This is a genomic window from Pseudomonas viridiflava (genome assembly GCF_900184295.1).
In the GTDB taxonomy this organism is placed as follows: Bacteria; Pseudomonadota; Gammaproteobacteria; order Pseudomonadales; family Pseudomonadaceae; genus Aquipseudomonas; species Aquipseudomonas viridiflava.
Genome location: NZ_LT855380.1, coordinates 5,487,498 through 5,501,133, shown reverse-complemented (window position 1 = coordinate 5,501,133; position 13,636 = coordinate 5,487,498). Strand labels below are relative to the sequence as shown.

Below are 13,636 nucleotides of genomic sequence, written 5' to 3'. Positions count from 1 at the left end.
AAACTCTGCATTATCCGTTGCTCAAGCCGTGTTGCCAACCGTGTTGGTTTTCAGGCCCGTAACTGTGCAGCCGCGTCCCACAAAAGCCGTGTTTATTTACATGGATAGCTCAGTACAGATCCACCGGATCCACATCCAGCGACCACCGGACCTGCCTGCCGCTGGGCATTTGCTCCAGGACAATCAGCCACTGGCTCAGCAATTTGTGCAGCGGCGCGCGGGCGCTGGACTGCAGCAGCAGTTGCGCACGATAACGTCCCGCGCGGCGCTCCATGGGGGCGGGCACCGGGCCGAGCAGTTCGATGCCGCCCAGGCTCATGTCAGCCAGCAGTCGTTCGGCTTCACTGCAAGCCTGATCCAGAAACTCCTCGGCCTGCCCGGGCTTGTGCGCTTCTGCGCGCAGTAATGCCAGGTGCGAGAACGGCGGCAGTCCGGCGGAGCGGCGTTCGCTCAGGGCCTGCTCGGCGAACGCGAAATAGCCCTGTTCGGTGAGCTGGATCAACAGCGGATGGTCGGCCAGGTGCGTCTGGATGATCACCTTGCCCGGCTCTTCGGCCCGGCCTGCGCGCCCGGCGACCTGCACGATCAGTTGTGCCATGCGCTCGCTGGCCCGGAAGTCGCCGGAGAACAGCCCGCCGTCAGCGTCGAGAATGGACACCAGCGTAACGCGGGGGAAGTGGTGCCCTTTGGCGAGCATCTGTGTGCCCACCAGAATGCACGGTTGGCCGCGCTGGATGGTCGCGAATAGCTGGTTCATCGCATCCTTGCGCGAGGTGCTGTCGCGATCGACGCGCAGCACCGGGTAATCCGGAAACAGAATCGCCAGGCGCTCTTCAGCGCGCTCGGTGCCTGCACCAACCGGTCGCAGATCCACCTTGCCGCAGGACGGGCACTGACGCGGGATTCGTTCAACGTATCCGCAGTGGTGGCAGCGCAACTCGCCTGAGCGTTGGTGCACGGTCATGCGCGCATCGCAGCGCTGGCAGCCGGACATCCAGCCGCAATCGTGGCACAGCAAGGTCGGCGCAAAGCCGCGGCGGTTGAGGAACACCAGCACTTGCTGGCCTGCCGCGAGCGTCTGGCCGATGGCCTGTTGCATCGGCCCGGAGATACCGCTGTCCAGTGGACGACTCTTTACGTCCAGGCGCAGAAAGCGCGGTTGTTGTGCGCCACCGGCCCGCTGATTCAGGCGCAGCAGGCCATAACGGCCGGTGTAGGCGTTGTGCAGGCTTTCCAGTGATGGCGTCGCCGAACCGAGCACAATCGGGATGTTTTCCTGACGGGCGCGCACCAGCGCCAGATCGCGGGCGTGATAGCGCAGGCCTTCCTGCTGTTTATAGGAACCGTCGTGCTCTTCGTCGATGATGATCAGGCCCGGGTTCTTCATGGGCGTGAACAGCGCCGAACGGGTGCCGATAATAATGTCGGCCTCGCCGTCGCGCGCCGCCAGCCAGGCGTCCAGTCGCTCACGGTCGTTGACGGCCGAATGCACCAGCGCAATACGTGCATTGAAGCGCTGTTCGAAACGCGCCAGGGTCTGCGGCCCGAGGTTGATTTCCGGAATCAGTACCAGCGCCTGCTTGCCAGCTTCCAGCGTCTCGCGAATCAGCTGCAGATAGACTTCGGTTTTGCCGCTGCCCGTCACGCCCGCCAGCAGAAAGGCGTGGAAGCTGTCGAACCCGGCGCGAATGGCCTCATAGGCGGCGCGCTGTTCGGTGTTGAGCGGCAATTCCGGCTGGGCCAGCCAGTGTTCATGTCGCGCACTGGGCGCGTGGCTGCGCACCTCGACGTACACCAGTTCCTTGGCCAGCAACAGGTTGAGGCTGTCTTTATTAAGCATCAGCTTGCTGAGCAGTTGATGCGCTACGCCATGGGGATGCTGGGCGAGGGTGGTCAGGGCTTCCCGCTGCTTGGGCGCGCGGGCGATGCGCGAGTCGTCGACGCTGGCGCCGGGTGATACGTGCCAGAAGCGTTCCTGGCGGGTTTCGGCCAGTTCGCCCTGACGCAGCAACACCGGCAACGCCCAGTTCAAGGTGTCGCCCAGGCTGTGCTGATAATACTGGGACGTCCACAGGCACAGCTTGAACAGCGCAGGAGGCAGTGGCGCCTGGCTGTCCAGCAAGGCAATGGCCGGTTTCAATTTTTCAGCGGGTACTTCGCTGTGATCCACGACCTCGACCAGAATGCCGATCATTTCCCGCCGACCAAATGGCACTCGCAACCGCATGCCGGGCTGCAGGGCACTGCGCGACACGCCAGCGGGGGCGCGGTAATCGAACAGGCGGCGAAGCGGCGAGGGCAGGGCAAGGCGCAGGATGGCGTCGGGCACGCGGTGTTTCCCTGTGTCGGTCGTGGGCGATGGGCGATCTTAGCAGACGACCGGTGCAAAGGTTCGCTTGCGTCGTTTTGATTGTCTGATACTATCCACGGCCTATTTCCGTGCGGTATTCAACAATAGTGTTGGGTGGCGGCACGCTAGACTGAGGAAGTACCGATGAAAGCTGATATCCATCCAGTTTACGAAGCCATTGACGCAACCTGCAGCTGCGGCAATGTCATCAAGACCCGTTCCACTCTCGCCGGCCCTTTGAGCCTCGACGTGTGCAACGAGTGCCACCCGTTCTACACTGGCAAGCAGAAGACGCTTGACATTGGCGGCCGTGTCGACAAGTTCAAATCCCGTTTCGGTGCGTTCGGCGCAACCAAAGCGAAGTAAGACTGGCTGCCTCTTGGGCATTTCCAGACTGCTTGAAAAGACGCCCCTTGTGGGCGTCTTTTTTATGTCCGCGATTTGGCTGTCCGAGGCGCAGGCGTTCTGCCCCGCACCGGCCGGTTTGCCTGTTGCAAAGGTGCAGCGGGTGGTGGACGGCGACACCCTGCGCCTGAGCGATGGTCGCAGCGTGCGAATGATTGGTCTCAATACCCCCGAGACCGGCAAGCGCGGTCAGTCCGCCGAGCCGTTTGCCGAAGCGGGCAAGCGACGTCTGCAAGCGCTGGTCAAAGACAGCGGCGATCAGGTCCGCCTGCAGATCGGTCAGCAGGCCAAGGATCGTTACGGTCGCACGCTGGCCAACGTCTACAGCCGCAACGGCACCAATCTTGAGGCGCAGTTGCTCAGCGAAGGGCTCGGCTATCTGGTCGCCTTTGCACCCAATACGGCGCTGGTCGATTGCCAGCAGAGCGCCGAGCGTCATGCGCGTCAGGCCAGACTGGGTCTGTGGCGCAACTCGCCTGTGCAATCTGCCAATCGGATCAAAAAAGGCGGCTTTGCCGTGGTGACCGGTCGTGTGAAGAGCGTTCAGCGCAATCGCGGCGGTGTCTGGATCGAACTCGACGGTTCACTGGTGTTACGCGTTGCCCCTGACCTGCTGTCTGCCTTCGATGTGGCGAAACTTGAGCGGCTCAAGGGTCAACAGATCGAGGCGCGGGGCTGGGTGGTGGACCGTTCCCGGCGCGGTGGTCTACAGTCAGGACAGGCTCGCTGGCTGATGCCGCTGACCCACCCGGCCATGCTCAACCCCTAGGCATCGCCTGCAATCCCGGGCCTTTCGACGAGCGGTTCGGCTTTTTGTGTTTCCAGTGCCTTAGCGGAAAGTCTAACTTCTCGCCCCTTGACAGCAGTGACTGGTCAGTCTTGTTAGGACTATGCATCTTGCGTATCCTCGGCGGTCCGTCTGTCCCACAGTAAAAAAAGCGGAATCCAATACATGTCAGATTTGAAAACTGCCGCGCTCGATTACCATGCCAATCCCCGTCCAGGGAAGCTGAGCGTAGAACTCACCAAGCCGACCGCAACCGCTCGTGACCTGGCTCTGGCCTACAGCCCTGGCGTTGCTGAACCCGTGCGTGAAATTGCCCGTGACCCCGAGCTGGCTTACAAGTACACCGGCAAAGGCAACCTGGTAGCAGTTATCTCCGATGGCACCGCAATCCTCGGCCTCGGCGATCTGGGCCCGTTGGCCTCCAAGCCGGTCATGGAAGGCAAAGGGGTTCTGTTCAAGCGTTTCGCCGGTATCGACGTTTTCGATATCGAAGTCGATTCCGAAAGCCCGCAGGCCTTCATCGACACCGTTAAGCGCATCTCGATCACTTTCGGCGGCATCAACCTGGAAGACATCAAGGCACCTGAGTGCTTTGAAATCGAGAAAGCGCTGATCGAACAGTGTGACATCCCGGTGTTCCACGATGACCAGCACGGCACCGCTATCGTGACCGCAGCCGGCATGATCAATGCACTGGAAATCGTCGGCAAATCCCTCGACACCGCCAAGATCGTCTGCCTGGGCGCTGGCGCTGCCGCCATCTCCTGCATGAAGCTGCTGGTGAGCATGGGCGCGAAGATCGAAAACATCTTCATGATCGACCGCACCGGCGTGATCCACTCCGGCCGTACCGACCTGAACCAGTACAAGGCTGTGTTCGCACACGCCACCGAGAAGCGCACGCTGACCGATGCACTGGAAGGTGCTGACGTGTTCGTAGGCCTGTCCGGTCCTAACCTGCTGAGCGCTGAAAACCTCAAGCTGATGGCCAAGGATCCGATCGTGTTCGCCTGCTCGAACCCTGATCCGGAAATCTCCCCGGAACTGGCTCACGCCACTCGCAGCGACGTGATCATGGCGACCGGCCGTTCGGACTACCCGAACCAGGTCAACAACGTACTGGGCTTCCCGTTCATCTTCCGTGGTGCTCTGGACGTTCGCGCCAAGCGCATCAACGAAGAAATGAAGATCGCCGCAGCCAACGCCCTGCGCGAATTGGCCAAACTGCCGGTTCCTCAGGAAGTGTGCGACGCCTATGGTGGCATCAAACTGGAATTCGGTCGTGAGTACATCATCCCGAAACCAATGGACACCCGCCTGCTGGGCCGTATCGCCGAAGCAGTCGCCAAGGCCGCTATCGAAAGCGGTGTGGCCACCCTGCCATATCCGAAGCACTACCCGCTGACCAGCGTGGACGACGTGTTCAAGGGCTGATTCCTTGAAGCAATAAAAAACCCGCAGAGATGCGGGTTTTTTATTGAGCGGTCGCTGTCAGGCGTTTTTAACCTGCGCGATGATCTCGTTCTGGCGCTTGGTCGCCTCAGTCAGAACAACACTGTAAATACGCTTTTTTTCATCGGACTTCGCGTTGCGAATGAATTCCGCGAAAGGATTCTTGGCCTTCTCGGAGTGCGGATTTGGAAGCTTCATTGACTGGCTCCTGAGGTGAGACGTTTTCCAGCGCAGCTGCCAGCTCATCGCGGGTATAGCGCTCGGGGATATGGTAGTCAATCCTGTCCACGCCCGCCTTGTAAAGGCGGGCTGAGTTATCTATGTGCTTTAGAAGCAGATCGACATGCACATGTTTTCCATACTCTAGCTTAAGCGTGTTCACGACGTCACGTGCGGAGAAGTATTGCTCGACGAAATGGTCAGCGAGGATACGCCTGCCCTCTGCCTGCTCTCGAGCCTTGACGAACTCCCAGGCAAGCAACGGATTTTGATAGACATACAGCACTTGAACGTAGCGTCCTTTCTCCAAGGATCTTTCGACATTGCTCCGTGCAATGTCGATTTTTGCAAGGGTCCCATCCAGCAGAAAAGACTGCTGCTGCGATAGTGCCAGATCGATAATCTTGGAAATCAGAATTGAGATGCCACCTTGGAACAGGTACGCGTTACCCCCGGTGTAGAGATCAAATTCAGCGCGTAGCTCGTCTGGGTCTATTCGTAAAATAGACGAGCTTGTAAAGAGATTCAGAAGAGCAATCGACGCTTCTGTCTTACCTGCTCCAGGGGATCCAGACATGAAAACCGATACGGGCTCGTCCTCTGCCGGGTAAAGATCCAGTGAGGTCAGCTTTCTCCCGATAGCCTTCTTGTTTTGCCTCGCGAATTTGATCGCTTCGTTCCAGAGTCTCTTCTCATCATCCGTGAATTCCACCAACACTCCATTTTTTTCCAGCCTGCCCTCTCGGTACCGAGTAGGAAGCGGTTAGCGATACGATGAAGAGTAGCGGTCGAAATTGAATCTGGAGCACGCAAGCCTGGCCAAAATACTTCAAAAGATATCTGTACAGCCGCCAATAACGTGATCGCGACCCATTCGTCGATTGTTCGGATGCACACGGCCAGGACTCGGAATGCTTTTGGATACTCTGCTATGCGAATCGTGACGAACGGGCAGGTTTGACGGCTCACCCCTGCAAAATCACCTCGGTCAACTCATCGATCGCTTCCTGCCGTTCAGCCTGATTCAGCCGCGCACGCGGGTTCAGTGATGACCATTGCGGGTGGGCTCGGGATCGTGACAAAGGTTCGGGCAGTTTGCCCTTACGCCAGGTCTTGTCTTGCGGTGTGGTCAGTTCGATGCTGTTGATCGCCGCATGGCCTCTGACGCCCAGCGCAAGCATCAGCTGACGTTGTCGAAGCGCAAGCAGGCGCAGTACGGCGTCGTCGACGGTCAGTTCCCGGTGTCCCTTGAGTTTGCCCAGCAGACGTCCGCCGTAGCTGCGGGCGGTCAGCAGGGCGCCGCCGGCAATGGCACCTACCAGCGCAGCGGCGCCCAGTGTGACGCCACCGACCATCAGGTCCACGCCTGCTCCGGCCGCGGCGCCTGCTGCCACGCCGCCGCCGACGCGTACGCCCATCAGTTTGAGGGTTTCGGGGTTGAACAGGTCATCACCCCAGCGTCCATCCATCAACGGCAGGTCGCTGGCGGTCACGTCATCCTTGCGAAACGCATGCAGCTTGAGCAGCGCTTCGACGCACTGCTGTTCACGCTGACGGACCGCCTGACGTAATGCTTCGATGGCCTGTTTCTCCTGATCAGGCGTGGTTTCGACGCTACGCCGACAGGCTGCGCAGTCGATCAGCATTTTCGCGATCAGACGCGCTGCGCTGTGTCGTTTGGCCTGACGCTGTTTCTCCTGATCCTCGATCAGACGCTCCAACTGCGGGCGTGCGCTTTCCAGCATGAGCGCCAGACTTTCATATAGCCGCCGCCCGCCGTCTTCAGGAGGGGCGACGCTGTCGAAACGCACCAGCGCATGCAGACCGAGACGTGAGAGGGCTTCGCGCCATTCAGGCTCGCGGTGTTGCTGCGCACTGACGAAATTGAGCACTGGCAATAAGGGTTTCCCGCAACTGGCGAGCACGGACAGTTCGTCGCGGTATTTGGACAGCACCGGTTCGCGGGCATCGATGACATACAGACCCGCATTCGAATCGAGCAACTGTCGCAGCACTTTGGCTTCCTGCTCGAAGCGTTGGCGAGCTTCGCTGCCTTCCAGAAAGCGTTCCAGTCGAGCCGGGCCGTCCAGCCGTTCACCGGGGCGGTCCAAACGCTCCAGATAGTCGAGCAGGGCGATGGCATCTTCCAGGCCAGGCGTGTCGTACAACTCGACCGTAGCCTGGCCGTCCACCGAGAGACGAGCACCTTCGACATGCCGTGTGGTGCTGGGGCGATGGGACACTTCGCCGAACGTCACATCGCCCGTCAGGGTGCGCAGCAAGGAGGTCTTGCCCACGTTGGTGTGGCCGACCACGGCGAGCTTGATGGGACCAGACTTGCGCGCATCACTCATGGCCTGTCTCCAGCCAGCTCATGGGCAGATGGTCTGCCCAGGGCAATTGCAGTTGATCCAGCGCGACATGCCAGTCATCCAGCCGCTCGGGGTCCAGGGTTTGTCCGGCGGGCGCAGGCAGCAGCCAGATGCGGGTTGCTCCGGCGCAGCGCGCCAGTTCTGCGATCAGCGCAAGGCTGCCGCGATCCGGCGAGCGACGCGGGTCACAGGCAATCAGCAGGCGTGCGGGCGGGTATTGAGTCAGTTGTTCCAGCAGTCTGTGGCGTGACTCGCGGCTGTCCAGAACACCTGCGTTGGCAACGCCAGCGGGCAAATGGGGCGGCCAGACCTGTTGGTCGTCCAGCTCGATGGCCACCAGCAGGGCGCCGTCGCTTTGAGCAATCCCTGCGTCGCGCTGAACCTGATGCAGCATTGCGGGCTCGGCATCGTTGACGCCCAGGCGTTCGCTGCTTGGCATCAGTCGTTCACGCAGCTCAAGGTAATCGGGCTGTTCCAGATCGAGTCGCAGGCCAGCGCGGCCGTTTTTCCAGCGCCACAGGCAAAGCGCGGCCAGCATTAGGCGCGGCAGGATGCCATAGACCAGCAGCACACCAACCAGCCACGCCGCCCAGGCCTGGCGAGCGTTTTCGATGCTCAATGCGCCGTCACCACTGGCTCGGATCATGGATTCGTCCGGCACGCTGAAGCCCAGCCAGGCCGGGATCGTACTCAGCGTCTGGGTCAGGCTGACGAACGTGTCGCTGCTCAGAATGGTGGTTTCCCAGACAAACCCGTAGCGCCGGGTCGACATCAGCATCAACAGCACCAGCAGCGCACTGAGCAGTGCGATCAGCCACAGGCTGTTGACCACCAGTCCCAAGACCCAGCGATTCAGGCGTTTGCGTTGCAGCAGCAGAATCAGCGCCGGTGCCAGTTGCGCGGCCTGAGCGTCGCGGGCGAGTTTTTCACTCAGCCATAACCAGAGTCGGCCAAGTCCACTGTTGTTGCGCCCGGCAAAAACCACACCCAGCGCCCAACTGATCAGCAGAATCAGATTCAAACCGAGCAGGCTGCACAGCGCCCAGAACACATTGACCGGCGTCTGGCCGTCGCCCATGGCAGCGAAGGCCAGACCGGCGCCACTCATGACCGCCATTACGGCCAGTGCCATCAGAGCCAGTCGCGCGCCCTGTTTCCAGTGATGCAGCGCGGCAACCATGCCGTCGCGCTCCGCCAGCCACAAGGCACGGTGAGTGATGCGGGTCGTGAGGTCGCCTTCGCCAGCGCGTGCGCGGCGGTTGGCCTCCTGATCGTCGAGCGTCCCCGCTTGTTTTTCACGCAGGCGCACAGCTTCGGTCAGCCAGAGGGTATCGAGGGGTGTCAGCGCAGTCACACGGCGTCTCTTCAAGGAATTCAGCGGTGAGCATAACCGCTGTCATGGGACTGAGCACGGCGTGTAACAGTTCAGTGGCTTGCTGCGTGTGCTCTGATATCCTCGCTCGATGAATACTCATCTCCCCCTCAGCCTGATTGCCGCCCTTGGTGAAAACCGAGTGATCGGCGTCGACAATTCCATGCCCTGGCATTTGCCGGGGGACTTCAAATACTTCAAGGCGACGACCCTCGGCAAGCCGATCATCATGGGTCGCAAGACCTGGGATTCGCTGGGCCGTCCACTGCCGGGGCGCCTGAATCTGGTGGTCAGCCGCCAGACAGACCTTCAGCTCGAGGGTGCCGAGGTTTTTGCTTCGCTGGACGCCGCTGTGGCGCGTGCCCAGCAGTGGGCGCACGAGCAGGGCGTCGATGAAGTCATGCTGATAGGTGGTGCTCAGTTGTACACCCAGGGCCTGGCTCAGGCGGATCGTTTGTATCTGACGCGCGTGGCGTTGAGTCCGGAAGGCGATGCCTGGTTTCCCGAGTTCGATCAGGTGCAGTGGAAGCTGGTTTCCAACACTGAAAACCCCGCCGTCGAAGACAAGCCCGCCTACAACTTCGAAGTGTGGGAACGGGCCTGAACCATCAGCGGTGATGCGGCAGCAAACAAAATGTCACAAAACTGTCGTTTTTTGTTTTGCTGTCGCGATCAATGGGGTAAATGACGTCTTCTGACGCCTCAAAGGTCGCTCGCGCACTTTCGCGTTCATAATATTTTGTTACGGTCTGACCCTTCGAATTTTTGAGAAGGGGACTTCGCTCATGAAACTCGCGCCAAAAATGCTGTTTGCTGCACTTTGTGTCGGGCTGGCCAGCCAGGCTTTCGCCGCCACCGAATTGAAGCATTGGCCCGAGCCCGCCGCGAAAGCACTCGATGCGATGATCGCCGCAAACGCCAACAAGGGTAACTACGCAGTCTTTGACATGGACAACACCAGCTACCGCTTCGACCTCGAAGAATCGCTGTTGCCGTACATGGAAAACAAAGGCCTGATCACCCGGGAGAAGCTTGATCCTTCCCTCAAACTGATGCCGTTCAAAGACACCGCCGAGCACAAGGAAAGCCTGTTCAGTTACTACTATCGCCTCTGCGAGGTCGACGACATGGTCTGCTACCCATGGGTCGCTCAGGTGTTTTCAGGTTTCACCCTTCAGGAGCTCAAAGGCTACGTGGATGAGCTGATGGCGCTCGACAAGCCGATCCCTGCGACCTACTACGATGGCGATACCGTCAAACAGCTGAATGTCGAACCGCCCCGCGTGTTCACCGGCCAGACCGAGCTGTACAAGAAGCTGATGGAAAACGGCATCGACGTCTATGTGATGACCGCAGCCTCCGAAGAACTCGTCCGTATGGTCGCCTCCGATCCCAAGTACGGCTACAACGTCAAGCCAGAGAACGTGATCGGCGTGTCGCTGCTGCTCAAGGACAGAAAAACCGGTGATCTGACCACGGCGCGCAAACAGATCACGGCTGGCAAATATGATGCGAAAAGCAACATGGGCCTGGAGCTGACGCCTTACCTGTGGACACCTGCGACCTGGATGGCAGGTAAACAGGCGGCCATCCTGACCTACATCGACGAATGGAAAAAACCGGTGCTGGTGGGCGGTGATACCCCGACGAGCGACGGCTACATGCTGTTCCACAGCGTCGACGTCAGCAAAGGTGGCGTGCATTTGTGGATCAACCGCAAGGACAAATACATGACGCAGTTGAACGGCATGATGAAGAAGAACGCCGAAGCCCAGGCCCAGGAAGGGCTGCCGGTGACTGCCGACAAGAACTGGGTGATCGTCAAACCGGACGAGATTCAGTGAGGAATACGATGATGATCGTCCCCACGCTCTGCGCTCAGCGTTATACACAAGTCCGCAAGACGCGCAAAACGGGGGCCTAAACGAAAGTGACTGACTGAATGCATACCCCGTGGGAGGCGGCTTGCCGGCGATGGCGCCAGTTCAGTCACTGACAGGTCGCTTCAGAAAAAGCATCGCCGGCAAGCCGCCTCCCACAGTCCGTGGTCGCAGCAAGACTCGGGTATGACGCTGAGCACAAGCATGGGCATGATCGGGGTGCTTGAGATCACGCTGATCGTTCCTACGCTCCGCGTGGGAATGCCGCTCAGGACGCTCCGCGTCCGCTCTCGAATGTGGCGCAGATGCGTAGACAAGCTCCAGCGTTATCTACGTCATGCGCTCGGCCCACTGAATCCGCAGTCTGTGCCATTTGTGACGCGGAGCGTCACGGGAGGCATGCCCACGCGGAGTGAAGGGCACGATCAGTGTTGAGGCGGACTTATGTATAACGCCGAGCGCTCTGCGTGGGAATGCCTCCCAGAACGCTCCGCGTCCGCTTTTAAGGGCACATACGCTCCATTAACCCAACAAAAAGCCCGGCATCTCTGCCGGGCTTTTTGCATTACCGATGCTGCTTCAAGGCACCAGCTTGTCCAGCAACGCCTTGTCACGCACAGCGCCTTTGTCGGCACTGGTTGCCAACAGGGCGTAGGCCTTGAGGGCGGTAGTCACCTTGCGAGGGCGCGATTCGACCGGCTTCCAGCCTTTCTTGTCCTGCTCGGCACGGCGCTCGGCCATTTCAGCGTCGTCGATCAACAGATTGATCGAGCGGTTCGGAATGTCGATCAGCACCTTGTCGCCATCGCGCACCAGACCGATTGCGCCACCAGCAGCGGCTTCAGGCGATGCGTGGCCGATGGACAGACCCGAAGTGCCGCCCGAGAAGCGACCGTCGGTGAGCAGCGCACAATCCTTGCCCAGACCTTTGGACTTCAGGTACGACGTCGGGTAGAGCATTTCCTGCATGCCCGGGCCGCCTTTCGGGCCTTCGTAGCGAATGATCACGATATCGCCAGCCTTCACTTCGTCAGCAAGGATGCCGCGCACGGCGCTGTCCTGGCTTTCGAAAATCTTGGCATTGCCTTCGAACACGTGGATCGACTCATCGACACCTGCGGTTTTCACCACGCAGCCATCCAGTGCGATGTTGCCGTACAGCACGGCCAGGCCGCCTTCCTGCGAGTAAGCGTGCTCGACGCTGCGGATGCAGCCGTTTTCACGGTCGTCATCCAGGCTCTCCCAGCGGGTCGACTGGCTGAACGCGGTTTGCGTCGGGATGCCTGCCGGGCCTGCCTTGAAGAAGGTGTGAACCGCTTCGTCGTCAGTCTGGGTGATGTCCCACTTCGCGATGCCCTCGGCCAGGGTCTTGCTGTGCACGGTCGGCAGGTCTGTGTGCAACAGACCGCCGCGCGCCAGCTCGCCAAGGATGCTGAAAATCCCGCCTGCGCGGTGCACGTCTTCCATGTGGTACTTCTGGATGTTCGGCGCGACCTTGCAGAGCTGCGGCACCTTGCGCGACAGACGGTCGATGTGGCGCAGGTCGAAGTCGATCTCGGCTTCCTGAGCGGCGGCGAGCAAGTGCAGGATGGTGTTGGTCGAGCCGCCCATGGCGATGTCCAGCGTCATGGCATTCTCGAACGCCTTGAAGTTGGCAATGTTGCGCGGCAGCACCGAGTCATCGTTTTGGGTGTAGTACTGTCTGCACAGGTCGACAATGGTGCGGCCCGCCTGCAGAAACAGTTGCTCACGGTCACTGTGAGTGGCGAGCGCGGAACCGTTGCCCGGCAACGCCAGACCCAGTGCTTCGGTCAGGCAGTTCATCGAGTTGGCGGTGAACATGCCCGAGCACGAACCGCATGTCGGGCAGGCGCTGCGTTCGTATTCGGCGACTTTTTCATCGCTGGCAGTCGAGTCGGCGGCAATGACCATGGCATCGACAAGATCCAGGCCATGGCTGGCCAGTTTGGTCTTGCCAGCTTCCATTGGTCCGCCGGACACGAAAATCACCGGAATGTTGAGGCGCAACGACGCCATCAGCATGCCAGGGGTGATCTTGTCGCAGTTGGAGATACAGACAATGGCGTCCGCGCAGTGGGCGTTGACCATGTATTCCACGGAGTCGGCGATGATTTCGCGGCTCGGCAGCGAATACAGCATGCCGTCATGGCCCATGGCGATGCCGTCATCCACCGCAATGGTGTTGAATTCCTTGGCCACGCCACCGGCGCGTTCGACTTCGCGGGCTACCAGTTGACCCATGTCTTTCAGGTGCACGTGGCCCGGTACGAACTGGGTGAAGGAGTTGGCGATGGCGATGATCGGTTTCTTGAAATCTTCGTCCTTCATGCCCGTGGCGCGCCAGAGGGCACGGGCGCCGGCCATGTTGCGGCCGTGGGTGGACGTTTTCGAGCGGTAATCAGGCATTGGAGCACTCCGGCAAAAATAAGGCTGATCAGGAAGGGAGTGAGCTTCTATTGACGTCGCTCGCAGGCGGCAGTGACCGGATGCAGCGAAGAAACCGAAAACCACGGGATCACCGTGTACTCGGCCTGAGCTCATAAACCCGCCGGGGGATGACTGGCGATGAATAGGAGCGATTCTACACCGCTCACGCAGTGTTGGCATGAATGAAGCTTAAGATGATGGGTTGCAGCGGGTGATGCCGTAAGGTGCAAGTCACTGAGTTGAGTGAGTGAGGAGTTTCTTTTGTAAGGTTTTTCTGAAAACGACCCATGCCGTTTTTATGGATATGTTGTGTCGATAGCATGGCCTGTCAATTGGGCCACTCCTGCGGTG

10 protein-coding genes are annotated in these 13,636 nt (G+C 59.9%); 5 read left to right on the top strand and 5 right to left on the bottom strand.

The genetic code is table 11. The features are described 5' to 3' along the window. Positions 1-109: 109 nt before the first annotated feature. Positions 110-2,329, bottom strand: coding sequence for a primosomal protein N' (locus tag CFBP1590_RS24665; RefSeq protein ID WP_088236098.1), 2,220 nt, complete (start codon positions 2,327-2,329; stop codon positions 110-112). Between the two features lie 165 nt (positions 2,330-2,494). Here CFBP1590_RS24665 and rpmE point away from each other — a divergent pair, with 165 nt between their 5' ends. From rpmE to CFBP1590_RS24650, 3 genes are all read left to right on the top strand, one after another. After that, the gene (gene rpmE, locus CFBP1590_RS24660) at positions 2,495-2,716 is read left to right on the top strand and encodes a 50S ribosomal protein L31 (RefSeq protein ID WP_004888228.1); all 222 of its coding nucleotides are present in this window, start codon (positions 2,495-2,497) and stop codon (positions 2,714-2,716) included. A gap of 13 nt (positions 2,717-2,729) precedes the next feature. Further along, positions 2,730-3,524 carry a thermonuclease family protein gene (locus CFBP1590_RS24655; protein WP_122414031.1) on the top strand — a complete coding sequence of 265 codons (795 nt, stop codon included), beginning with the start codon at positions 2,730-2,732 and terminating at the stop codon, positions 3,522-3,524. Positions 3,525-3,707: 183 nt separating this feature from the next. Continuing rightward, a complete protein-coding gene (locus tag CFBP1590_RS24650; protein ID WP_025993925.1) occupies positions 3,708-4,976 on the top strand; it encodes a malic enzyme-like NAD(P)-binding protein in 1,269 nt (422 codons plus the stop codon). A 139-nt stretch (positions 4,977-5,115) separates the two neighbouring features. Here the strand turns inward: CFBP1590_RS24650 and CFBP1590_RS24645 are convergent, their stop codons facing one another. The 3 genes from CFBP1590_RS24645 to CFBP1590_RS24635 form a co-directional block, all read right to left on the bottom strand. After that, positions 5,116-5,931 carry a zeta toxin family protein gene (locus tag CFBP1590_RS24645; protein ID WP_029243141.1) on the bottom strand — a complete coding sequence of 272 codons (816 nt, stop codon included), beginning with the start codon at positions 5,929-5,931 and terminating at the stop codon, positions 5,116-5,118. A gap of 247 nt (positions 5,932-6,178) precedes the next feature. Further along, positions 6,179-7,567: a DUF3482 domain-containing protein gene (locus tag CFBP1590_RS24640; protein WP_088236096.1), complete on the bottom strand. Its 1,389-nt coding sequence runs from the start codon at positions 7,565-7,567 to the stop codon at positions 6,179-6,181. Then, a complete protein-coding gene (locus CFBP1590_RS24635; RefSeq protein ID WP_088236095.1) occupies positions 7,560-8,939 on the bottom strand; it encodes a DUF2868 domain-containing protein in 1,380 nt (459 codons plus the stop codon). The genes CFBP1590_RS24640 and CFBP1590_RS24635 overlap by 8 nt, the downstream gene beginning before the upstream one ends. A 109-nt stretch (positions 8,940-9,048) precedes the next feature. On the opposite strand from CFBP1590_RS24635, the gene CFBP1590_RS24630 reads away from it, so the two are divergent. Continuing rightward, the gene (locus tag CFBP1590_RS24630; RefSeq protein ID WP_058430872.1) at positions 9,049-9,561 is read left to right on the top strand and encodes a dihydrofolate reductase; all 513 of its coding nucleotides are present in this window, start codon (positions 9,049-9,051) and stop codon (positions 9,559-9,561) included. Between the two features lie 181 nt (positions 9,562-9,742). Then, positions 9,743-10,801: an HAD family hydrolase gene (locus CFBP1590_RS24625; RefSeq protein ID WP_088236094.1), complete on the top strand. Its 1,059-nt coding sequence runs from the start codon at positions 9,743-9,745 to the stop codon at positions 10,799-10,801. A gap of 615 nt (positions 10,802-11,416) precedes the next feature. Here CFBP1590_RS24625 and ilvD read toward each other — a convergent pair. Next, positions 11,417-13,264: a dihydroxy-acid dehydratase gene (gene ilvD, locus CFBP1590_RS24620; RefSeq protein WP_004884431.1), complete on the bottom strand. Its 1,848-nt coding sequence runs from the start codon at positions 13,262-13,264 to the stop codon at positions 11,417-11,419. Between the last annotated feature and the right edge of the window lie 372 nt (positions 13,265-13,636).

What these genes read in the sequence shown, in the direction of transcription:
- rpmE (WP_004888228.1), top strand. Translation starts at nt 2,495, where the DNA reads ATGAAAGCTGATATCCATCCAGTTTACGAAGCCATTGACGCAACCTGC.
- CFBP1590_RS24650 (WP_025993925.1), top strand. Translation starts at nt 3,708, where the DNA reads ATGTCAGATTTGAAAACTGCCGCGCTCGATTACCATGCCAATCCCCGT.
- CFBP1590_RS24640 (WP_088236096.1), bottom strand. Translation starts at nt 7,567, where the DNA reads ATGAGTGATGCGCGCAAGTCTGGTCCCATCAAGCTCGCCGTGGTCGGC.
- CFBP1590_RS24630 (WP_058430872.1), top strand. Translation starts at nt 9,049, where the DNA reads ATGAATACTCATCTCCCCCTCAGCCTGATTGCCGCCCTTGGTGAAAAC.
- CFBP1590_RS24625 (WP_088236094.1), top strand. Translation starts at nt 9,743, where the DNA reads ATGAAACTCGCGCCAAAAATGCTGTTTGCTGCACTTTGTGTCGGGCTG.
- ilvD (WP_004884431.1), bottom strand. Translation starts at nt 13,264, where the DNA reads ATGCCTGATTACCGCTCGAAAACGTCCACCCACGGCCGCAACATGGCC.